General features: G+C 61.4%; 14 protein-coding genes. 13 read left to right on the forward strand and 1 reads right to left on the reverse strand.

Features of this window, described 5'->3' with window-relative positions; all coding sequences use genetic code 11:
• Position 1 precedes the first annotated feature (1 nt).
• The gene (locus tag H7C19_RS08525; protein WP_185142218.1) at positions 2-610 is read right to left on the reverse strand and encodes a PadR family transcriptional regulator; all 609 of its coding nucleotides are present in this window, start codon (positions 608-610) and stop codon (positions 2-4) included.
• A 188-nt stretch (positions 611-798) separates the two neighbouring features.
• Between H7C19_RS08525 and H7C19_RS08530 the strand changes: the two genes are divergently transcribed.
• From H7C19_RS08530 to H7C19_RS08585, 13 genes are all read left to right on the forward strand, one after another.
• Positions 799-1,164, forward strand: coding sequence for a DUF6597 domain-containing transcriptional factor (locus tag H7C19_RS08530; protein ID WP_313731492.1), 366 nt, complete (start codon positions 799-801; stop codon positions 1,162-1,164).
• An 11-nt stretch (positions 1,165-1,175) separates the two neighbouring features.
• Complete coding sequence (locus H7C19_RS08535; protein WP_185142220.1) at positions 1,176-1,538, forward strand: helix-turn-helix domain-containing protein; 363 nt, start codon at positions 1,176-1,178, stop codon at positions 1,536-1,538.
• 304 nt (positions 1,539-1,842) lie between these two features.
• Positions 1,843-2,748 carry an ABC transporter permease gene (locus tag H7C19_RS08540; RefSeq protein ID WP_185142368.1) on the forward strand — a complete coding sequence of 302 codons (906 nt, stop codon included), beginning with the start codon at positions 1,843-1,845 and terminating at the stop codon, positions 2,746-2,748.
• 22 nt (positions 2,749-2,770) lie between these two features.
• Positions 2,771-3,706, forward strand: a complete 936-nt coding sequence (locus H7C19_RS08545; protein ID WP_185142221.1) for a carbohydrate ABC transporter permease — start codon at positions 2,771-2,773, stop codon at positions 3,704-3,706.
• Positions 3,707-3,763: 57 nt separating this feature from the next.
• Positions 3,764-5,344: an extracellular solute-binding protein gene (locus H7C19_RS08550; protein ID WP_185142222.1), complete on the forward strand. Its 1,581-nt coding sequence runs from the start codon at positions 3,764-3,766 to the stop codon at positions 5,342-5,344.
• Positions 5,345-5,537: 193 nt separating this feature from the next.
• Positions 5,538-7,616 carry a beta-galactosidase gene (locus H7C19_RS08555; protein ID WP_185142223.1) on the forward strand — a complete coding sequence of 693 codons (2,079 nt, stop codon included), beginning with the start codon at positions 5,538-5,540 and terminating at the stop codon, positions 7,614-7,616.
• The gene (locus H7C19_RS08560; protein WP_185142224.1) at positions 7,613-8,761 is read left to right on the forward strand and encodes an aldose epimerase family protein; all 1,149 of its coding nucleotides are present in this window, start codon (positions 7,613-7,615) and stop codon (positions 8,759-8,761) included. Before H7C19_RS08555 ends, H7C19_RS08560 begins: the two co-directional genes overlap by 4 nt.
• 196 nt (positions 8,762-8,957) lie before the next feature.
• Entirely contained in the window at positions 8,958-12,863 is a 3,906-nt protein-coding gene (locus H7C19_RS08565; protein ID WP_246469376.1) for a fibronectin type III domain-containing protein, read from the forward strand.
• A gap of 258 nt (positions 12,864-13,121) precedes the next feature.
• Positions 13,122-13,325 (forward strand): hypothetical protein, encoded by a 204-nt coding sequence (locus tag H7C19_RS34210; RefSeq protein ID WP_221469114.1) that lies wholly within the window; start codon positions 13,122-13,124, stop codon positions 13,323-13,325.
• A 51-nt stretch (positions 13,326-13,376) separates the two neighbouring features.
• On the forward strand, positions 13,377-14,327 hold the full coding sequence (locus H7C19_RS08570; RefSeq protein ID WP_185142225.1) for an ABC transporter permease: 951 nt from the start codon (positions 13,377-13,379) through the stop codon (positions 14,325-14,327).
• 18 nt (positions 14,328-14,345) lie between these two features.
• Entirely contained in the window at positions 14,346-15,221 is an 876-nt protein-coding gene (locus H7C19_RS08575; protein ID WP_185142226.1) for a carbohydrate ABC transporter permease, read from the forward strand.
• 28 nt (positions 15,222-15,249) lie between these two features.
• On the forward strand, positions 15,250-16,914 hold the full coding sequence (locus H7C19_RS08580; protein WP_185142227.1) for an extracellular solute-binding protein: 1,665 nt from the start codon (positions 15,250-15,252) through the stop codon (positions 16,912-16,914).
• An 86-nt stretch (positions 16,915-17,000) separates the two neighbouring features.
• The gene (locus H7C19_RS08585; RefSeq protein WP_185142228.1) at positions 17,001-22,850 is read left to right on the forward strand and encodes a sugar-binding protein; all 5,850 of its coding nucleotides are present in this window, start codon (positions 17,001-17,003) and stop codon (positions 22,848-22,850) included.
• The last annotated feature ends 28 nt before the right edge of the window (positions 22,851-22,878 follow it).

Genomic DNA, 22,878 nt, shown 5'->3' on the forward strand with positions numbered 1-22,878 from the left:
GTCATCCTTCTTCCGATGATTGTTTCTCCCAGATTTCTTGCCGTGCTCGATCATAGGACGGATCTTGAAGGGATTCGATGAGTTTCGCGATGAAGCTGATTTCGGCTTTCATTAACGCGAGACTGTACTCCTCCTCGGCCAGAAAAACCCATTGCACGCCGTCATCTGTTGACTTGCGAATCAGGTCTTGGCTCTCCTCGGTTTGTTTGGTCAATGCCTCAAGCCGCTTTCCTAGAAGTTCAGTCAGTTCGACTGGCGTGAGTATGATCATGAGCGATAAGGCGACACCGAAGTGCGGGTACTCCTTACGCGGCTCGACTACAATCTCTCGCATCCAGTCGAATAGTTCCGTCCTTCCGCTTTCGGTTATCCCATAGATCGTACGTTCCGGACGCTGCGTATCCCGAATCGTTTCCTGTTCGGAAACGAAACCCGACTTGCGCAGTTGCTCCATCACCATATAAAGGGAACCTTGGTTGTACTTAATGTTGCGGTCTTTACCGTGCTCTGTAAGCATCCGCCCCAGCTCATAGGGATGCATCGGTCGAACCAGTAGATAAGTCAGCACGGCTAGCGCGAGCGGGTTAGACACCTTGCGCCTTTTTGCCATAAATCCCCCTCCAGTTTCATTTGCTCCGATTATAAATAAAATAATTACTTGATGTCAAGTAATAGATATCAAGTAAGTTCCTTGGAGCCCGTCCATAGTCCTTGTGAAAAGACAGACCATACATAAAACAAAAAAGCCGCGCACAGCGCGGAAAAAGAACATATTTTCATCCGAGCCATGAGCTCGAAATGAAACTTCCCGACGCTTCATTGACTTGGATTATCAACCTCAAGGAGGATCGGTTTCGATTGTTCGAGGGCCGCCGGACGGATCGCCGGATCCTCCTGCCCGGCAGCATCATCGCGGGTCCGAAGTCCTCCTGCTACTACCTGGACACGGTATGCCAAGAATGCTGCATGGGCATTCGATTCAAACCGGGAGGAGCGCTTCCGTTTCTCGGTCCTTTGGTAGGAGAATTAAAGGATATCGACCTGCCTCTCGAGGAAGGGCTGGGCCGACATTCGCGCGTGAACGAGCTGCGGGAAAGGCTGCAGGAGACTTCCGGGGCGGAACAGCGGTTCAACGGATCGAGCAGTACTTGCTGCGCTGCCTGACGAAGAAAAGGATGGTTCCGAGAGGACATCCGGCCATCGCTTATGCGCTGCGAATGTTCGAGCATTCTCCCGCGAACGCGCCTTTCATTGCCGAAATCGCAGACATGGCGAATCTGAGCACGGAACGATTGATCCGCGTCTTCAAGGAAGAGGTAGGACTGACGCCCAAAAAATACGGAAGCATCGCGCGATTCCAGCTATCCCTTCGCATGATCAGAGAAAGTCGGGAAATTCCGAATATCGACATGGCGCTATCCGGCGGCTATTACGATCAATCCCATTTGTACCGGGAGTTCCGCAAGTATGCCAATAGGACCCCGGCCGAACTGTTTCGCAGGGAGGATCGGATCGAGAACCATGTTCCCCTGTCGTGACAATCCCTCCTTTCGACGAACGCCATGCAAGAGGCTCCAGCCACCGGCCGGAGCCTCTTTACCTTTTTTCGGGACGGCCGAAAACCGCGCCATTATAGGCTTCGCGGGCGTCATTTCCGTTTTGCGAACCGTCTTCCGGATCGAGAACCGCCCTCTTTTTACCGCCGATTTACCGCCATTCTGAGGCTTCGGACCCGAGTTCCGATATGAGAACTATACAGACCGAACCCGGCGAACCTAATGTAGGACGTAGACAGACAACACTTCATCGTTCGGCAGGAGAGGAGCAGAAATTCAAGTGACGATGGTCAGAGAGATCGTAAAAAACAAATATTTGTACTTGCTGGCATTGCCCGGTCTATTGTTCCTGATCGTGTTCGCCTACGTGCCCATGGCAGGCCACCTGATCGCCTTCAAGAAGTACCGGCTCGCCGACGGCATCTGGGGCAGCCAGTGGGTCGGGTTCGCGAACTTCAAATTTTTCTTTATGAGCAGCGACTGGTACAAGGTCACCTTCAACACCATTTTCCTGAACGGCCTGTTCATCGTCTGCGGCCTCGGGATCGCGTTGGCGCTGGCCATCTTCCTGAACGAGATCACGCAACTGGTCTTTAAGAAGATCGCCCAGTCCTTCATCTTCATGCCTTACTTCATCTCGTGGCTCGTCGTCAGCATGATGGTGTTCGCCTTCCTGAACACGACGGACGGCATCCTGAACCGGACGCTGGCGGCCAACGGCCTGGATACGCAGAACTGGTACCTGATGCCCGGCGTCTGGCCCGCGATCCTGACGATCATCTACGTCTGGAAGTTCGCCGGCTACTACTCCATCATCTTCCTCGCCGCCATCACGGGCATCTCCGGCGAATATTACGAGAGCGCGCGGATCGACGGAGCGACCCGGTTCCAGCAGATCATCCATATTACGATTCCCTTGATCCGCAACGTGCTCATCGTCTTGGCGCTGCTTGGGGTGGGACGGATCTTCTACGGCGACTTCGGCATGATCTACGGCATCGTCGGCGATACCGCGCCGCTCTATCCGACGACCGACGTCATCGATACGTACTCGTACCGGGCGCTTCGCCAGCTGGGCGACTTCAGCAAGTCTTCCGCCGTCATCCTCTATCAGTCCGTGATGGGGCTGGTGACGATCGTGATCTTCAACGCCATCGCCAAGAAAATCGACAAAGATTCCAGCTTGTTCTAAACGATAACAGGTAGGTGCATACATGGAACGTTCACTGCAACAGGCTCGATCCGTCCGGACGAAGGCGGTCAAGGTCAAAACGGACCGCTCGCTCTCCGAAAAAACGTTCGTCCTCTTCATCTACGCCTTTACCGGCTTGTTCGCCTTAATCTGCGTCCTTCCGTTCTGGCTCGTGCTCATCAATTCGTTCGCGGCCGAGTCCAGCATCAAGCAGCACGGCTATCAGCTCATCCCGAAGGCTTTCTCTCTGAATGCCTACCAGTATCTCGCGCACGGCAAACAGATCGCCAGCAGCTATCTCGTCTCCACGACCGTCACCGTCGCCGGCACCGTGCTGGCCGTGCTCATCACGGCGATGTACGCGTACGTACTGGCCCATCCCAAGGTGAAGTACCGGAACGTCATGTCGTTCCTCACCTACTTCACGATGATCTTCGGCGCGGGGCTGGTCGGCTTCTATATCTTGATCGCGAACTGGCTGCATCTGAAGGACTCGCTCGGCGCGCTTATTCTGCCGTACCTGCTGAACCCGTTCTTCGCTTTCATCATGGTCTCGTTCTTCCGTACGCTGCCTTACGAGATCAACGAAGCCGCGACGGTAGACGGCGCTAACGACCTGTCGATCTTCTTCCGCATCATCATCCCGATCTCGAAGCCGGTCATCGCGACGGTAGGCTTGTTCTACGCGCTGCAGTACTGGAACGACTTTTTCCTGGCGCTGCTGTTCATCGACGACTACAAGCTTCATCCGCTGCAGATGATGATCCGCCAGCTCATCTCCAACATCAACATCGGCGCCTACGTCGGCGGGAGCCAGACGACCTATTCCCAGCCGCTGCCGACGTACGGCGTGCAGCTGGCGACGGTATGCGTGACGATCGGGCCGGTCTTCCTGCTGTATCCGATGATTCAGAAATATTTCGTCAAGGGGATTACCATCGGCGCGCTAAAAGGTTAGGCTTGAACCGGAGACATCCGGCTAAGCATAGATACAACTACATGAGGAGGTCCAACCATGAAAGGGACAAAAAAAGGGGCGGCCCTGCTGGGCGCGGCGTTGCTGCTGACGTCTGTCATCGGGTGCAGTTCCAAATCGAACGAGACGGGCGGCTCCGCGAGCAACACGCCGAGCGGCTCCGCCGGGGCGGCGTCGCCGTCGAAGGCGGCCGCGGGTACGAAGCTGGATCCGGTCACGCTGAAGATCATTCTGCCGGGCGACCGGCCGGCCGACATGGACAAAGTGATCAAGGAAGCCGAGAAGCGGATGGCCGACACGATCAACGTCAAGCTGGATCTCGTCTTCGTGCCTTGGTCCGATTTGGCGCAGAAAACGCAAGTCATGCTCGCTTCCGGCGAGAACGTCGATCTCATCTTCGACGCCCCTTGGCTGCATATGGAGCAGATGGTGAGCGCGGGCTACTATGAGCCGCTCGAAGACTTGCTAAGCCAATACGGGCAGGACGCGGTGAAGGTCCGCTCGCAGCAGATGTTCGACGCCAACAAGTTCCAGGGCCACATCTACGGTTTGCCGATGGGCAACACCCACCTGGCGGGACGGACCTATCTGGTCCGCAAGGATCTCCGGGAGAAATACGGCCTGCCGCCGATCCAATCCTACGACGACTTGATCAAGTTCGCCTACAAGGTCAAAGAGAACGAGAAAGGCGTCATCCCGCTGCTCGCTTACGGTCAAGCCGGCCAGAAAGACGTCTCTTGGGGCGCCTTCCGGGCGTTCATGGAATACGATCCGCAGATTCTGCGCTCCGACGCGCTCGGCCAGAGTCTCGTGCTGTACTACAAGAACAACGACGGCAAAGTCTATAACCTGTTCGACGAGATGGAGCCGCGCGTCTGGTCCTGGATCCAAGACGCCCGCAAGCTGTACAAGGACGGCCTGATCCACCCGGACATTCTCGCGCTGAAGGACATCGACTCCGTCATCAACTCCGGCAAAGTCGCCGTCGCCGTCTACAACGAATTCGGCGTGCCGTCCAGCATGAACGCCGCCGTCGCCCAGAACGCGCCGGGCGCCGAGCTCGAGCCCGTCACCTTCATTCAGATGGAGAAGGGCAAGAACATCACGAACTTCAAGCAGGCGAACTTCCAGTCCATCCCGAAGGTCAGCAAAAACAAGGAACGCGCCATGATGTTCCTGAACTGGGCGGCCCAGAAGGACAACTACGACCTGCTGGCTTACGGCATCGAAGGCACGAACTACGAGAAAGTCGGCGACGACCAATACAAGCAGATCGGCTCGAACTATTCCTACTTCCCGTACGCTTGGATCTGGAATCCGACGACCGACCGGCTGAACGCCGGATTCGATCCGGAGACGATCAAGCACTACCAGTTCAATAAGGACGCGAACAATCTGACGTCGAGCATTCTGACCGGCTTCTCGTTCGATCCGGGTCCCGTCATGAACGAGATCTCCTTGTACAACGCGACCGAAGACAAATACTACAACGCGCTCTTCGACGGCGTGGTCGATCCGGACGAGACGTGGGCGAAGTTCAAGAAAGAAGGCGAAGCCAACGCCAAGAAAATCCAGATCGAGCTGCAGAAGCAAATCGACGCCTTCCTGGCGAGCAAATAAGCCGGCCTAGGAGGCGATCGCGGATACGCATCAACGGCGGGCATTCGGAGTCTAGCGGCACCGGATGCTCGCTTTTCTAACGGATCAGAAAGGATAAGTTTTACCTATCCGATGTTGATCCGTCTACGATAAAAACGTTTTGCCGTCCAAGAAGACGGCAAAGCCGTTTTTACTTGTGAAAAGGGGATTGAAAATGAGCGCAGAAGAACGCAAATCCCGCCTGCGATACGGCGGAGACTACAACCCGGAGCAATGGCCGGAGGAGACGGTCGAACGGGATATCGCCCTGATGACGGCCGCGGACGTCAATACGGTGACCTTGAACGTGTTCGGCTGGGGGGCGATTCAGCCGGCCCCGGACCGGTACGACTTCGACCGGCTCGACCGGCTGTTCGACGCGCTCGAGCGGAGCGGCATCGACGTCATTCTCGCCACGCCGACGGCGGCTCCGCCCGCCTGGATGTTCGAGCAGGACCCGACGCTGCGGAAGGTGGACGAGCACGGACTGCGGGTGCCGCATTGGAGCCGACAGGGCTACTGTCCCAACCATCCGCTGTACGACCGGGAGATCCGCAGGATCGCCGGCGTCCTGGCCGAGCGGTACGGCAAGCGGCGGAATCTCGTCCTCTGGCATATCAACAACGAGTATATCGTTCATTGCTACTGCGATCGCTGCGCGGCAGCCTTCCGATCTTGGCTGCAGGACAAGTACGGCTCGCTGGAGCGGCTGAACGAAGCCTGGCAGCTGAGCCAGTGGAGCTTGCAGCGCACGGACTGGGCGCAGATCTCGCCCCCGATCGGCGGCATGGCCCATACGAGCGTCAGCCTGGATTATCAGCGCTTCCTCTCGGACAGCAATCTGCGCACTTTCCTGGCCGAGAAGGCGGAGATCGTTCGGATCACGCCGGACATTCCCGTCACCACCAACTTCTACGCGTTGGACTTCCGGGGGCAGATCCATCATCAATGGGCGCCTCATCTCGACGTGATCTCGTGGGATTCGTATCCGCCGCACCGGGATCACGCCGTCTGGGCGGCTTTCCAGCACGATTACTTCCGAAGCTTGAAACAACAGCCGTTCCTCCTGATGGAGCAGGCGACGAGCAGCGTCAACTGGAAGCCGTACAACCCGGCCAAGCGTCCGGGGATGATGCGCCTGCAGAGCTATCAGGCGCTGGCGAGAGGGGCGGAGGCGATCCTGTTCTTCCAGATCCGGCAGAGCCGAGGCGGGGTGGAGAAGTTCCACAGCGCGCTGGTCAGCCACGGGACGGAGACGGACAATCGCATCTTCCGCGAAGTCCGGCAGCTGGGCGCCGAGCTGGCCTCGCTGGACGAACTCGGGCGCGGCCGCACGGAAGCCCAGGTCGCCGTGCTGTTCGATGCGACGCTCGCCTGGCTGGTCGACTGGAACAAAGGCAGCCGCGACGTGTCCTACCGCGATGCCGTGACGGCGTTCTACCGTCCGCTGTATGAAGGGAACGTAGCCGTCGACGTCGTTCATCCGCTGGCGGATTTGAGCCGCTACGAGGTCGTCGTCGCTCCGATGCTGTACATGTTCGAGGACGGCGTGCCGGAGCGCCTGCGGGAATACGTCCAGCGGGGCGGCAAGCTGGTCATGGGTTATCTGAGCGGAATGGTGAACGGCTGCGACGTGGTCGAACACGGCGGCTTCCTGCGTCCGATCGACGACGTGTTCGGCATCTGCGTCGAGGAATGGGACGCGTTCGAGCCGGAGATGTCCAACCGGATCCGCTGGCTGCCGGCGGACAAGAGGGGAGTCGCGGCAGAATCGTCCGACGAAGCTGGAACGGTCGAAGCCGCGGTCTCGCCCGTCGTGTCCTATCTTGCTGAGAAGTGGGCGGAGGTCGTTCATCTTCGGGGCGCCGAAGCGCTGGCCGTCTTCGAGGAGGACTACCATGCCGGCGCGCCGGCGGTCACCCGTCACCGCTACGGCCGGGGCGAAGCGTACTACGTGGCGACGCATCCGGAGGACGCGTTCCTGCGCGAGCTGCTGCTCGGGATCTGCCGCGCGAACGGCCCGGCATCCGCCGGTACGGGTGCGCCTGCGGGCGTGGAAGTGTCCGTTCGCGAGCGGGGCAACGCCCGCTACTGGTTCGTGCTGAACCATCGTCCGGACCCGGTTGCATGGGAGATGCCGGCGGCCGCGGGCGGCTACGATCTCCTGGGGCAACGACATCTGTCGGACGGCCGCATCGCGCTGGAGGGCTACGGGGCCATCGTCTTCCGGCAAGGGGGAGCGGGGCCGGCATGAGCGAGCGGGATATGAGCGAGAAGGGCATGAACGAGAAGGGCATGCACGAGAGGGGCATAAGCGAGAAGGGCATGCACGAGAGGGGCATAAGCGAGAAGGACATGATCGAGAAGGGCATGCACGAGAGGGGCATAAGCGAGAAGGGCATTTGTATCGCCGTGGAAGAGGCGGTCGAAGGCATTCCCGCGGTCCGGCTGGAGAACGCCTGGCTCCGCGCCGTCATTCTCGTCGGCAAGGGGACGGATATTTGGGAGCTGACCTACAAGCCGCTGAACGCGGACGTTCTGCTGAAGACGGCCGCAGGGCTGGCGCCGCTGCGCGGACGGGATCTGCGGCAGTCGCCTCTGCTCCACTACGCGGAGCCTTATCCGGGCGGATGGCAGGAGCTCCTCCCGAACCGCGCCCGTTACGGCGCAGAGGACATCGGCCGGGATCGCGAAGGCGAGTCCGCGGGCCTACCCTGGCGCTTCGAGATTCGGCGGGAGGAGAGAGCGGTCGTGCTGCGCTGCCGGGTCACGCTGTCCCGGACGCCCTTGGCGATCGAGAAGACGTTCCGCCTAACGGCGGAAGCGCCGGATCTCCATCTCGAGGAACGCGTCGTCAACGTCGGCCGGGAGCCCGTCAGCTTCATCTGGGCGCACCATCCGGCCTTCGGCGGTCCGCTCGTGGACGCGTCCGCCCGCGTTGTGCTCCCGGCCGGGAGCACGGCCTTCAACCTGCTGCGGTACGAGCAGGACCGGACGCTGCCGTTAAGCCGCTATGAGGAAGATCCGCGCGCCGTTACGCTGCCTAGCGGCCGAAGCAAGGATCTGCACCGCGTCGAAGCCCGGTCGTCCGGCGGCGAGGGCTGCTACGTGCCGCTCAAGGGATTCGAGATCGGCGAAGCGGGGATCGACAACCCGGAGCTGGGCCTGTCGCTGCGGCTGCGGTGGGATGCGGAGACATTCGGCTGCCTGCGCTATTGGTCCCGGAGCGACGACGAACTCCATACGGTCGCGCTGGAGCCTTCGAGCTCCTGGTTCTCGGATCTGGACGACTGCCTGCGGCACGGCAATTCCATCACGCTCCAGCCGGAGGAGCGTCGCGAGACGTGGCTGCGCATCCGGCTCGACCGGTTCGGCAGCTCGCCGCCGCCCGAAGCCTAGAGAAATGAGGTTCAAGCCGATTCATTTCGTTACGACCTTTCCTAACGTGCCGCCTTCTTCCGGGAAGAAGGCGAAGCCGTTTGGAGTTGGAGAGGGGGTGAGGACCAAACGTCCGCGACGGAAAGGGAAGCGAAAGGGATAAGCATTTTCGCAAGCGCTTTCTTGAGGTTCTAATCCATGATGGAGGTTGATCTGAATGATGAAGAAGAAGTTCGCGGGCGGGCTGCTCGCCCTGACGCTTGCGCTCGGCGGCCTGTCCGGCTTGGCCGGTCCGCATGCCCGGGCGGAGGAAGCTTCCTCGCAGGCCATGGTGAATCTGCTGGCGGCGGATATGGACGTGCGGTTCGACGGAGGTACGAGCCCGTTCATCCTGGCCAACAGCGCGTCCGGCGGCTCACAGCAGATCGTGCAGGCGGACGGCGGCAACGCGCTCGAGCTGCGGGACGCCTCGCAAGGGTCGAACTTGTCCAGCTATTTCTACCAACGATGGTCCAGCGGCACGTTGAAGAACCGAATTAATCAGATCTACAATCAGCCGGTCGGGAGCCAGCCCGTCGAATTCGTGCTCGAATACAAGCTGAAGCGCAGCGCGGCGAGCGACAAACCCGTCGCCAAAGATATCTACGCCCAGATTCAGTTCGGCAACTTCGACAACGTCCTCGTGCCGCGCTTCCCGGTAGCCGCGACTAGCATTATGGGCACGGCGGCCTATCAGAACACTTCGGGCGGCCTAATGACGGTGAACGACGGCGACATTGCCGGCTACCGATTCACCGTGACGCCCAACGGCGGCCAGCGCACGATCTCCACGGTGGAACTGGGCTTCTCGGTGCGCGTCGATACCGGCGGCACGGACGAAGCCTATATCATCGACGATCTCGCGATCTACGAGGTCGGCTCGGTACAGGACAACGAGCCGCCGACGGCGCCGGCCGGGCTGACGCTCGCGAGCAAGACGGATACGAGCGCCACGCTGAGCTGGACCGCCGCGACGGACAATGTCGGCGTCAGCGTGTACGACATCTACCGCGACGGCGCGTTGGCGCAGTCGGTCGGCAGCCCGGCGACGTCGGCCGAAGTGCTCGGCCTGTCGCCGAACACGACCTATCTCTTCACCGTGAAGGCGAAGGACGGCGCGGGGAACGTCTCGGTCCCCAGCAACGAATTGTCGGTGACGACGAATCCGTCGGCGGGCGGCCTGCCGGCGCCGTTCGGAGACCGGGACATCGGCAGCGTAGGGATCGCGGGCAGCGCCGTCTACGATGCGACTACCGGCAAGTTCACGGTTCGGGCGTCCGGGGGCGACATCTGGGGTACTGAGGACGCGTTCCGCTTCGTCTACCGGCCATGGACGGGCTACGGCCAGATCGTGGCGCGCGTCGCCAGCGTCCAGAACGCGGCCGAGTGGACGAAGGCGGGCGTCATGATCCGCGGGAGCTTGGACAAACAGTCGCCCTACGCGATGATGGCGATGACGCCTACGCATGGCGTGGTATTCCAGGACCGGCTGCAGGCGGGCGGCGCGTCGACGCTGACGAACGGGACGAGCGCACAGGCGCCTTACTGGGTGAAGCTGGTGCGGGATGCCGGCGGGATCAGCGCCTACGATTCGAGCGACGGCGAGAACTGGACGCTGATCAAGAAGGACGCTGTGAATCTACCGGACACCGTCTACGTCGGACTTGCGGTGACGAGCCATACGAACACGCGGCTTGCCACGGCCGAATTCGACCAGGTCGCGATCGGCGAAGCGCCGCCGCCCGAAGCGGCGTACGCGCCATTCCCCGGCACGATCGAGACCCGCAAAGCTTGGCTATGGAACAAGACCAAGACGATGCAGGAAGAGAGCGGACCGATCAACACGGCGCAGTATGTCGCCCAGATCGCGGACGGACAGAACGTCGCGAACAATCTGACGAAGCTGGACAACCTGTTCAAGACCTACGACTGGGAGCAGTACAAGACGATGGCCAAGATGTACGCCTATCTGATGGTCGGCGACAAGTTCGACGCGACGATGATGGATCACGTGAGGCAGTACTTCGCCTCGTACGCCTATGCCGCGCTCCCGCAGACGGAGAATCTGCGGATGAGCAACTACGCGACGGGGTACCTGGTCGGGCAATACTTCCCGGACTTGGCCGATCTGAACGGCAATGCCGGCGCGGCGCTGAAGAGCTTGAACAAAGCGAATATCGAAGCGATGATCGAAGCCGGCGTGCGCAAGGGCTGGGCCGAATACGAAAGCCCGGAATACACGTTCATGACCTACTTCTGCCTCAACGCCCTCTACCAATATTCGGACGAAGCGGACCTGCGGCAGAAGGCGAAGATGGCGATGGACGTCATATGGTTCGAGTGGGCGAACGACTGGATCGACGGCTACAGCATCTCCTCCATCAGCCGGGCGAAGGGCGATTCGGTCTCGGCGAACGATCCGGCCTGGCGAGGCGCGGACCATACCTCCTTGGCCTGGTCGTACTTCGGCGCGCACCGCGCGCAGCAGGCCGTGGGCGAGTCGGACAGCACGGCGCCTTCGATGTACCGGCCTTTCCTGGAATACCTGGGACTCGTCGTCTATCGTGGCATGACCTACGAGCCGCCCGCGATGGCGATCCAGATCGGGCAGAACGCAGCCAAGGACTACGCGTCCCGCAAGACGAACCTGCAGAATTCGAGCGGACGCGGCATGAAGATCTACCGGCAAGCGTACGTAAAGCCGGCGTGGGGGCTGGCGACCGAGGTGCAGTACAGCCGCGTGGACAACTGGATCGAGGATCTGCCGATCGTCCTTCGCTGGCACTCCGACGCGCCGAATCCGCTGTTCCGGCTGTCGGCGGATCAAGGCAACAGTCCGATCGGAAACTACAGCCAGCCCGCCAACCAGCGGATCATGCAGGACGGCCCGGCGGCCGTGGGCGTCTACAAGCTGTTGAACAGCCCGACGTCCAATTATTTGAACGCGATGTTCCCGGACACGGGCTCGATCGTCGCCCGGCAGGAACAGTCGGGATGGGTGTTCGCCGATACCGGGACGATGTACTTCGCGTTCAAGATGATCAAGCCTTACGCCTGGTACCATCAGACGTCAACCGACCCGGCGAACAAAGTGAAGACGACGGCGCAGCTGCATCCGACGGCGCAATTGCTGTACAGCTACGACATCCTCCGCAGCCAGGCCGACAAGAACGGCTGGGTGCTGGAGACAGCCGACGCTTCGGAATACGCCGACTTCGCCGGCTTCAAGAGCGCCGTGCTCGCGAATACGACGGTCGACGCGAGCCATATCGACGAAACCAACCCGCGCCTGATCTACCGCAGCCTGCGCGGGGACACGATGGACATCACTTTCGACGAGGCCGCGGCGGCGTATGCGGGCACGCACAAAATCAACGGTACGCCGATCGACTACAACGCGTTCAAGCTGTTCGACACGCCTTGGCTGCGGCAGGACCCGAACGGCAGCACCTTCACGGCGACGCTGGGCGCGGAGCGGCTGACCTACAACTTCGCGAATTGGACGATCTCCCAGGGACCGGCGGAGGCCGAGCCGCTGTTCGCGGACGGCTTCGACGGGGGGCTCGCGAAGTGGGATCTGTTCGGCAGCACGGACTGGCAGGTCCAAGGCAGCGGAGCTTCGGCCGCGCTGACCGGCACCACGACGCAGACGTTCCCGCAGCGCGCGGTCGTCAAGCCGTCCCAACTGCCCTATGAGACGCAGAATTACAAGCTGGCGTTCAACGCCAAGGGAGACCGCTTCCGCGCGATGTTCCGGTACGCTTCGAGCACCAGCTATTACTTCCTGGAGTTCAAGAACGGGCACGTCGCGGAGCTGTGGAAATATCCGAATTCATCCGCGAGCGTCCAGGTCGGGACGCCGGTCGATATCGGCGCCGTCTTGCCCGGATTCTCTCTGGCGGATTGGCATGCCTATGAAGTAGAGGTCAACGGCAATACCTTCAAGCTGATCTTGGACGGCACGCCCGTCGCTGTCTTCACGGACGCTTCCCTCTCTGCAGGGGGCATCGGCTTCGCGTTGAAGAGCGCGGGGACGGCGGTGACGATGAGCGTCGACCAGGTGACGGTCAGGCCGCTGAACTGACGTCCGCTCTACTTTCGGAAGGGATCGGCGACGCGCCGGTCCCTTCCTGAACGATCGCGTCGTTCCGAACCATCGAGCCATAGAACGAATGAGCGAGGCGAGGCGTTAACCCGTTTTGACGGTTATCTCGGGCCAAACCCCTGCTCAAGACGAGGCGTTAACCCGTTTCGACGGTTATCTCAGGCCAAAACCCTGCTCGAGACGAGGCGTTAACCCGTTTAATTGAGCTATTCCGAACGAATGAGCCTAATCGAACGAATGAGCTTTATCGAACAATCGAGCCTTAACGAACGAATGAGTCTTATCGAGCAACCGTGCCTTTCGATCGAAAGTGCCATTCCGAACGAACGCACCGTTCCGAGCGCTTTATCTCCTTTAGACGCCAAGGCCGGCATGCGACTTTTACCGGGTAATATCGTCCTTCCCTCCGGTTTTCGGACGCTCGGGCTTCCGTTAATCTAATACCTGTAAGCACTTACAAGAAAGCTAGAGAGAAGAATCGGAGGAGGACAGATGGAACTCGTTACTGTCAGCAGGGCCGAACAACGAGAACAGCCGCTCAGCCGGCAGCTAAGGAGGGTATGGAAATACAAGTGGCTGTACGCGATGCTGCTTCCCGCGCTGGCCTGGGTGATCCTGTTCGATTATCTCCCGCTCTACGGGATCAGCATCGCGTTCATGGACTATAACGTCATTCAAGGGTTCTCCGGCAGCCATTGGGCGGGACTGACGTACTTCCGCACGCTATTCGAGTCGGAGATGTTCGTGAACGCCTTCAAGAACACGCTGATCATCAGCCTGTACAAGCTCATCAGCGGTTTTCTCTGCCCGATCCTGTTAGCGCTTGCATTGAACGAGATTCGGGTCGTCTGGTTCAAGAAGACGCTGCAGACCGCCGTCTATCTGCCGAGATTCGTATCCTGGGTCGTGTACGGCGGGATCATCGCGCTGCTGCTCTCCCCGGAGACCGGCATCGTGAACAAGGTCATCGAATGGTTCGGCGGCAAGCCGGCGTACCTGCTCGTCGAGCCTGCCTACTTCCGGACGATCCTGGTCGTGACCGACGCGATGAAGGAGATGGGCTGGGCCGCCATCATCTATATGGCCGCCATCGCCGGACTGAATCCGGAAGTGTACGAAGCGGCGATCGTGGACGGGGCATCGCGGCTGCGTAGAATCCGCCACGTGACGCTGCCGGGCATCACCAGCACCATCATCGTCATCTTCATTCTGAGAGTCGGCTATCTCATGAGCGCGGGCCTCGATCAAGTCATCAACCTGTACAACCCGATGGTATTCGAAGTGGGGGATATCCTCGACACCTATATCTATCGGATCGGGATCGAGCAATTCAGTCTTAGCCTGGCGGCGGCCGCCGACGTCATCAAAGGGATCATCGGCTTCGCCATGGTGCTGCTCGCCAACCATCTCGCCAAACGGATCAATGATTCGGGCATTTTCTGACAAGGGGGAACCGGATCCATGAAGCTAACGAGAGGCGAGAAGGCGTTCGGCGCCGCCAACTACATTCTGCTGACCCTCCTGACCGTCGTGATCGTCATCCCGTTCTGGTATGTGATCAGCGTATCGGTCACGCCGTACTCCGTCTTCAGCGCCAAGAACGGCATGGTGCTGTTCCCGACCTCCTTCAGCTTCGATTATTATGCCTACCTGCTGAAGAAGGGCTCGCTGATCTACGGCGCTTACGGCGTTACGCTCCGCAACACGGCGGGAGGCGTCCTGCTGGCGCTGCTCCTCACCGCGATGGCGGCCTACGCCCTCGCGGAGAAGAGATTGCCCGGCCGGCGGTTCCTGCTGCTGATCTTCGTGTTCACCATGCTGTTCAAGGGCGGCATGATTCCGACTTATATCACGATCAAGCAGCTGGGGCTGCTGAATACCGATTACGTCCTCATTCTGGTCATGGCCTTCAGCGCGTTCAACATGATCATCATGAAGACGTTCTTCGAAGGCATCCCCGAGAGTCTGCGGGAGTCAGCCGCCATCGACGGCGCGTCCGAGCTGCGGATTCTCCGCTCGATCGTCATCCCCATCTCGATGCCGGCGATCGCTTCGGTCGGCCTGCTCTACATGGTGACGTACTGGAACGACTTCTTCAACGCCTTGCTGTACGTGACGGATTGGCACAAAGCGCCGGTCCAGCTCGTCCTGCGCACCATCGTCGCGAGCTCCAGCTTGCCGCCGGAGCTGCTAGAAGCGGCGGGGCGGACGCCTCCGCCCACGATCGGCATCCAGATGGCTGCCATCGTCATCGTGGCTTTGCCCATGCTGATCCTCTACCCGTTCATCCAAAAGTATTTCGAACAGGGCATGATGATCGGCTCGGTTAAAGGATAGGAACACAATCTTAGGGGGATTGCGAGACATGACAAAAGGATTCAAAAGCTGGGGGTACGGCGCATTATCGGTGCTGCTCGTCGGCACGCTTACGCTGGCGGGATGCGGCAACGGCAACAAAGAGGAAGCGGGAGGTTCGTCCTCTCCGTCGCCGGAAGGCTCGTCTTCGGCATCGGCATCTGCATCGGCTTCTCCGTCGGCGTCGGATGCGCAGCCGTATACGCTCAAATGGCTGAAGGCGCAGGATATCTCCCTGCCGTACGACCCGACGAAGGACGTCGTCAAGCAGGCGATCGAGAAGAAGCTCGGCATCCAGATCGTCCCCGAGATGGTGGACGTCCAGCAGTACAAGACCAAGCTGAACCTGAAAATGTCCAGCAACGACATTCCGGACGTGGCGAGAATCGACTTCGCCGACGACTTCCAGAAGTACGCGCAGCAAGGCGCCTTCGTCGACTTGACCGATCTCGTCAACGAGAAGGACACGCCGAACATCATGAAGGAAGTGCCGCCTGAAGTGTTCGAGCAGGCGAAGGTGAACGGCAAGATCTACGGCATTCCCTACCAAGGGGGCCCGGGCGCCGGATACCGCTGGAATCTCGTGCTGCGCAAGGACTATATGTCGTCGGTCGGCGCAGAAGCGCCGAAGACGCTCGACGAATACTACGAGCTGCTGAAGAAGATCAAGGCGGCGAAGCCGGACGTCATTCCGCTCGGCGGCTATACGGCGCAGATCGGCCAGACGAAGTACGCGAACAACTCCTTCGACAACGTCTTCGGCGCGTTCGGCGTCACGCCCGGCTTCTTCACGGAGCAGGACGGCAAGTTCAGCAACTTCGACATCGATCCGCGCATGAGAGAGGCGCTGCTGTTCCTGCAGAAGATGTACGGGGAAGGCCTGATCGACAAGGAGTTCGCGACGATCAAGGAAGAGCAGCTTCGCGCGAAGCTCTATAGCGGCAAGCTGTTCTCGTGGATGGGCTGGTGGTCGACCGCCAACGACTACGACACGCAGGTAGAGACGAACGAGCTGATCAAGAGCGGCAAGCTGGCGGCGGACGGCAAGCTGCCGAACCAAGCCGAAGAGCCCTTCAAGTATTTGACGCTGCTCGGTTCGCTGGTCGGCAAGGACGGCACCGCGGTCGCGCCGATGGGCGCTCCGTTCTCCCAGATGAACGCGATCAGCACGAAGACGAAGGATCCGAAGAAAGTATTGTCGATCATCGAGGATTCGCTCTCGCCCGAGAATCAGATGCTGACCGTCTGGGGCATCGAAGGCGAAGACTACAATATCGTGGACGGCAAGCTGAAGACCGTCACCGACCTGGTCGATCCTCAGACGCAGCAGGACAAGAACGGCAACTTCCGCGGCACGCAGAGCTATCTGTTCGCGCCGGGCCTGAAGGGCTGGCCGCGCTATCTCGAATCGCTCCCGCTGCGGTTCTCGCAGTCGCTCGACGTCGCGATCAACAACAAGTATCAGATCACGGACGCTTCCAATTACCTGGATTCGCCGACGAAGATCGCCAAGCTCGTCGAGCTGAACACGATGCGGGATTCGGTCTTCACGCAGATCATCATGGGCGCCGACATCAAGAAGTTCGACGACTTCGTGACCAAGTGGAAGTCCCAGGGCGGCGATCAGATCTTGAAAGAGCTGGAAGAGTCGTTCCAAAAGAAAGCCGGCAAGTAAATAAGCTTGGCAGGACGGCCACCCGCAGATTCCGGCAGCCCCGGATCGGCGGGGGCTGCTTTGCCATTTGCGGAGGCGATTCCGAAATGGGCAAGCGGTTCAAAATGCTAGTTCTGCTCCTCGCAACGGCACTGATGCTGCAAGGCTATCCGCTCGCGGCGGCAGCGCAGCAAGCTCCGGAAGTCCAGGAAGCTCCGATCGTGAAGCAAACTTCGGCCGGCCAGCAAACGACTGGGGGTCTGCAAGCGCAGGAAGATCCGCAACCGCAGGAAGATCCGCAAGCGCAGGAAGATCCGCAAGCGCCGGAAGGTCTGCAAACGCCGGAAGGTCTGCAAACACAGGAAAGTCCGCAAGCGCAGGCATCGCCGTCGGACCTTCTCTTCGCGGACGGCTTCGAAGGCGGTCTCGTCAACTGGGACACGTTCGGCAGCGCGGCCTGGCAGGTCCAGGGGAGCGGGACGGAGGCGGCGCTGTCGGGCGCGACGGCCGAGACGTCCCCGCAGCGCGCGGTCGTGAAGGCGTCGAAGTTCGCCTATAGCAACGCGGACTACAGCTTCTCCTTCCTTGCGCAAGGCGACCGCTTCCGGGCGCTATTCCGCTACAGCTCCGGCACCAGCTATTATTTTCTCGAGTTCAAAAATACGAGCCGGGTCGAATTGTGGAAATATCCGAACGCCGCGGCCAGCGTGCAGGTCGGGTCGACCGTCGACATCGCCTCGGCGCTGCCCGGCTTCCGGTTGACGGATGCCCATCAATACCGGATCGAGGCGCAAGGGAGCAATTTCGCGCTCGACGTCGACGGGGTCCGGGTCGCCGCCTTCGCCGATGCGTCGCTCGTGGCGGGCGGCGTCGGCTTCGCCCTGAAGAGCGTCGGGCCGGCGGTGTCGGCTACCTTCGATCAAGTAGAGGTGCGGAAAATCTCCGGGCCGGCGGGCGCTTTGGCCATTCAGCATACGCCGGCGGCGGAGGTGCCGTACTATACGGACCTGCCCGTCCTTTTCACGGTTGCGGATGAAGGCGCTTCCTCGGTCGTGGCCAGCGTCTATTACGGTTATGGCGATCAGATACCGACGCAGGCGCTGCAGGCCGCCTCCGTCGGGAGCGCCACCTATTCGGCCGTGATCCCGGGCACGAACCGCGCCGGATCGATCCGCTACTTCATCGCCGTGCGGGATGACGCGGGACGGACGGCGCGGTACCCGGCGACGGGCGAGATCGTCGTGCCGATCGGCGCGCTCCTGCCGTATTCGAACGACTTCGAAGCGGACGCGCCGAACGGTGCGCCGGCCGGCTGGACGACGGGGGGGAGCGCCCGGATCGCGAAGCTTCCGGACGGCAATCAGGTGCTGCGCCTGAACGGGTCTGGCAGCGCCAAGCTGAACCTGCCCATGTACCAGAACGCGGACAACTTCATCGTGAAGTTCAAGGCAAAGTACGAGCGCACGAGCGACGCGGTTCAGAACACTTGGCGGCTGCGGTACCGCGCGACGGACGACGCGAACAACAACGCCATGGAGTGGGCGACCCACAATTCGAAGTATTTCCTCATGCGCAAGACGACGCTGGGCGGCAATTACTACATCGCCAATTACGTGCAGTCGCTGCTAGGAGATTGGCATACTTACGAGCTGCGCGTGAGCGGCATCAAGCACCAACTGTTCATCGACGGCATCGAGACGGCAAGCGGCGAGGACTCCGATCCGCTGGCGCTGACCAAGGGCTATTTCCAATGGAACGTGGTCGGCGGCATCGACCTGATGGTCGACGACTTCGAGATTGCGCCGATCGCGCTGCCCTACGTGGTCGATCTGCAGCCGTCCGGCAACTACACGGGCATCTATACGCCGGAGGACGCGCCCGGTCTGCGCTTGGCGCTGGACGCCGGCGCGGCGGCGCACGATTTCCGGATCGACTACGCCGTCCGCCGGGCGGACGGGGACAAGTCGCTCGTCGTCTCCGGCAGCAAGACGTACGCGCTTGGGGCGGATGAGCGAATCGCCGATACGCTATCCTTCGCCCCCGGACTGAGCGCGATCGGGACGTACGAAGTGTCGGCGGACTTCACGGTCGACGACGTCGCGGAGCCCGGTCTGTCGAAGGTTATGCGCATCGCGATCGCGAACCGCGCCGCGCCGGTCCGGGCGCCCGATCTCGACAACGAGAGCGTCTTCGGCCTGAACACGCACTACGCGCTGAACTGGAAGGACGACATCATCGACGGCGCCCGCAAGCTGGGCGCGCGGCATCACCGGTCCGGCATCGTCTGGGAGGCGGTGGACCGGAACGCGAAGGATGCCTCCGGCGCCAAGATCTACGATTATCGGGACTCGGATGCCCTGCTGAACAAGCTCTACGGCTACGGGTTCAACCAGATCACCGTGCTCGGCATCGACAAGAACGCGTACTACCAGAGCGGTATCGCGAATACGACCGCCGCCCTGCAGGCAATGGGAGACTTCGTCTACCGGACGGTCGACCGGTACAAGGGGAAGATCCGGCAGTGGGAGATGCCCAACGAGCCGGAGATCTTCTCCAAGCCGTACATCCCGGAGGAGTTCGTGCAGCTCCAGAAGGTCGCCTATCTGAATATGAAAAAGGCGGACCCGAATGCGATGCTGCTGGCCGGCGATCATACCTCCAGCGTGCTCAGCGTGCTGCCGAAGGAGCTGGCGCTCGGCTCATACGATTATGCCGATGCCTATTCGTTCCATCCCTACGTCTACAATTCGATGCCGGACGACCATCTCGCGAATCTGATCGGCGGCGTCAAGGATCTGGTCGACGCCTACGGGGGCTGGAAGGACTACTATTTGACGGAGGGCGGCTGGCCGACGGCGAAGGCCGGTTATCCTTCCGTCTCGGAGGAGACGCAGCGGGACTATATCGTCCGCGCGTTCCTGAACTACATGACGATGGATCAGGTCAAAGCCTACGAATATTACAACTATAAAAACGACGGCACGGACGATCGTTACTACGACATCTTCTGGGGCATCACGGACAACGACGGACGGCCCAAGCTGGCCTACGCGGCCGTGAACCAGCTCATGACGGAGCTGGATCGCGCGAGGTACTCCGGCACCTGGGATGCGGGAGATCCGGACGTATCGGTGCAGGTATTCCTGAACGACGGCGAGCCTGTCGTCGTCGCCTGGCGGAAGGTCGACGCCAAGGACGATCCGGCCGTCAAGCCGGCGACCGGGGTCATCTCGCTGCCGTTCGACGCGGCGGGCGTGACGGCCAAGGATATCAACGGCGTCCCGCTGCCGCTCGCTTCGGCGAACGGCGTAACGCCGCTGACCGTCGGGAGCGCCCCCGTCTACTTGACCGGCGTGCCGGCCGACTTCGTCCGACAAGCCGCGGCCCAGTTGCTTGTGGCCAAGGGCGGCGAGGTCTCCGCCAAGCTGGAGAAGCTGCGCGCGGGGGGCAACGGGACCGTCGTCGACGGCGATCTGGCGGAGCTTGAGCGGATCGTCTCCGCGCTGAAGACGGCTGCCGGCGATCCGGCGGGAGCGGCCGGACTCGAGCAGGGGATAAAGAACGGCTACGGGCTCATGATTGCGCTGGCCGGACAGATCGCGAACGGCTCGATCGCCCGCGCGCCCGGCAACGTGGCGATGGAGGCCGTCTACAATCTGGCCGAGCGCGCCTCCGTCTCGCTGGCCGCCGCCCGGCGCGGCGCTGCACCGAACGTTCTGGATTACGGAGCGGCGACGCAGGCGGCGGAAGCGGCTTTCGCGGCCAAGCAGGGCGACGCCGGCATCCTGCCCGTCTCCGCCGCGGCGGTGCTCCGGATGAACCGGTACGGCCGGTTGGCGGAAGCCGCCCATGCGCGCGGCGCCTATGCGGAGAGCTACGCCTACAACTTGCTGGCGCGAGAATTCGCAGGAGCCGCGCAGGCGATCGTCGGTTCCGAGCCGATCCGCTTCATCGGCGTCCGGGCCGGCGTCACGCCGATCCAGGCCAACGGCGAGGCCGGGCACACCCAAGCCTATACGCTCTCGCTGGTCAACGATACCGACGCGTCCCGGCAAGTCGAGGCCGTGCTGAAGCTGCCGGAAGGCTGGTCGGCGACGCAGACGGCACCGGAAGCCGAGGCGGTGACCGTTCCCGCGCACGGCTCGCTTGACCTGCCTTACTCGGTGCTCGTACCGGACGACGCGGGTAAAGGGAAATACGAGATCGCGTTCGAGATCCGCTACGGCGGCGCCGTCATCGATACCGTCAAAGCCCAATTGACGGTGGAGGACGGCATCGGCGCCCGGCTGCTGCCCGTTCAACAGGCGATCGGAGAGCTGAACGTCGTCACCGTGGAGCTTACGGGCACGTCCACCGCCGACAAGTCGGGCACCGTGACGATGCGCGGTCCGGACGGCGCCCTGCTGGCGCCGGTGACGACGAACGCCTTCAGCGCGCTGAAGAAGGGCGACAAGCTGCGTCTGGACTTCCAGTGGACGGATCATGCCGCCACGCCGTTCAACGAATATCCCGTCGATCTCCGTATCGAAGAGGCGGCCGGCGGCAAGACGATCTTCCGCGACGCGGCGATGCCGCTCGACTTCAATCTGGTGCAGCGCGCGCGCGGCGTGACGGTCGACGCGGACTTGTCCGATTGGCAGGACGCGTATCCGTTCCATCTGCGCAGCAAGTTCCAGCAGGCGAGCGGGTACCACGATCCGGACAATCTGGAAGCGACGGCTTACGCCAAATGGTCGGAGAACGGCTTGTATATGGCGGTTTCGGTTCAGGACGACATTCACAAGCAGTCCGAGAACGCGGCGAATCTGTGGAAGAACGACTCGATCCAGATCAGCCTAGATCCGCTGCTGAACCGGGAGTCGCCCTACGGGCCGGATGACGTCGAGTGGGGCTTCGCCCTCACGGATACGGGGGCGAAGCTCGTGCAGATCTTCCAAGCGACGGCGCCCAATCCGAACGGCGAAGTCAGCGGGCAGGTCCCGTTCGCCGCCGTCCGCGACGAGGCGGCGCACCGGACGATCTACGAGCTGTTGATTCCCTCCGCGTACGTCAAGGATCTTCGGCCCGCGGCAGGCGGCCGAATCGGCTTGAACGTGGCCGTCAACGACGCGGATCTCCAGAACGGCCGGGACGACTTCATCCAATGGACGCCCGGCACGGCCGACGCCAAGAATACGTCGCAGTACGACGCGTTCCGGTTCATCGATCCGCCCGTCGCGGTGACGGGCATCGCCGTCGCGCCGGAGAAGCTCCTCCTTCGCCCCGGCGAGGAAGCGGCCGTCACGGCGACCGTTGCGCCCGCGGATGCCGCCGATCGCAGCGTGACTTGGTCGAGCAGCGACGAGCGGGTCGTCCAACAGTCCGGCGACGGGCGCTTCCGGGCGGGAGCCGAAGGCAAGGCCGAGCTGACCGCGACGGCGGCGGGCGGGAGGTTCCGCGCGGCGGCCGCCGTGACGGTGGACGGCACCGCGCCGACGATTCGCTATACCGGTCCGGCGACCCTATCCAGGCTGGGACGGGGGAAGTTGACCTTCGAAGTCCAAGATGCGCTGAGCGGAGTCGCGAGCGCGGTCTTCACCTTGAACGGCCGTCCGATCCCGGGCGGCTACGCCGTCGCTCCGTTGTCCCTGGCAGCAGGGGATCATCCGCTGTCCGCCGAAGCTACGGATAAGGCCGGCAATCGGTCGACGTTCGAAGCGACGCTGCGTGTCACCTTCGACGTCGAAGAGCTGGACGACATGCTGAATTACGGTTACGCGCAGGGCTGGATCAAGGAGAAGGACGTATGGCAAAGCCTCTTGGCCATGGCCAAGAAGATCCAGAAGGATGCGGCGGAAGGCAAGAAAACGAACTACCAGCCGCTGCTGCAGGAGATTCAAGCGCAGAGCGGCAAAAAGATCGCTGCCGCCTTCGCGGCAAGCTTGCGTCAAGATATCGAATATTTGCAGCGGCCATAGACTTGTAGGGAAAACGGATCTCCCGCGA

The sequence above is a fragment of the Cohnella nanjingensis genome (genome assembly GCF_014212125.1).
GTDB classification, from domain to species: domain Bacteria; phylum Bacillota; class Bacilli; order Paenibacillales; family Paenibacillaceae; genus Cohnella; species Cohnella nanjingensis.

What these genes read in the sequence shown, in the direction of transcription:
- H7C19_RS08555 (WP_185142223.1), top strand. Translation starts at nt 5,538, where the DNA reads ATGAGCGCAGAAGAACGCAAATCCCGCCTGCGATACGGCGGAGACTAC.
- H7C19_RS08545 (WP_185142221.1), top strand. Translation starts at nt 2,771, where the DNA reads ATGGAACGTTCACTGCAACAGGCTCGATCCGTCCGGACGAAGGCGGTC.
- H7C19_RS08530 (WP_313731492.1), top strand. Translation starts at nt 799, where the DNA reads ATGAAACTTCCCGACGCTTCATTGACTTGGATTATCAACCTCAAGGAG.
- H7C19_RS08540 (WP_185142368.1), top strand. Translation starts at nt 1,843, where the DNA reads ATGGTCAGAGAGATCGTAAAAAACAAATATTTGTACTTGCTGGCATTG.
- H7C19_RS08550 (WP_185142222.1), top strand. Translation starts at nt 3,764, where the DNA reads ATGAAAGGGACAAAAAAAGGGGCGGCCCTGCTGGGCGCGGCGTTGCTG.
- H7C19_RS08535 (WP_185142220.1), top strand. Translation starts at nt 1,176, where the DNA reads ATGGTTCCGAGAGGACATCCGGCCATCGCTTATGCGCTGCGAATGTTC.
- H7C19_RS08525 (WP_185142218.1), bottom strand. Translation starts at nt 610, where the DNA reads ATGGCAAAAAGGCGCAAGGTGTCTAACCCGCTCGCGCTAGCCGTGCTG.
- H7C19_RS08565 (WP_246469376.1), top strand. Translation starts at nt 8,958, where the DNA reads ATGATGAAGAAGAAGTTCGCGGGCGGGCTGCTCGCCCTGACGCTTGCG.
- H7C19_RS08575 (WP_185142226.1), top strand. Translation starts at nt 14,346, where the DNA reads ATGAAGCTAACGAGAGGCGAGAAGGCGTTCGGCGCCGCCAACTACATT.
- H7C19_RS34210 (WP_221469114.1), top strand. Translation starts at nt 13,122, where the DNA reads ATGAGCTTTATCGAACAATCGAGCCTTAACGAACGAATGAGTCTTATC.
- H7C19_RS08570 (WP_185142225.1), top strand. Translation starts at nt 13,377, where the DNA reads ATGGAACTCGTTACTGTCAGCAGGGCCGAACAACGAGAACAGCCGCTC.
- H7C19_RS08585 (WP_185142228.1), top strand. Translation starts at nt 17,001, where the DNA reads ATGGGCAAGCGGTTCAAAATGCTAGTTCTGCTCCTCGCAACGGCACTG.
- H7C19_RS08580 (WP_185142227.1), top strand. Translation starts at nt 15,250, where the DNA reads ATGACAAAAGGATTCAAAAGCTGGGGGTACGGCGCATTATCGGTGCTG.
- H7C19_RS08560 (WP_185142224.1), top strand. Translation starts at nt 7,613, where the DNA reads ATGAGCGAGCGGGATATGAGCGAGAAGGGCATGAACGAGAAGGGCATG.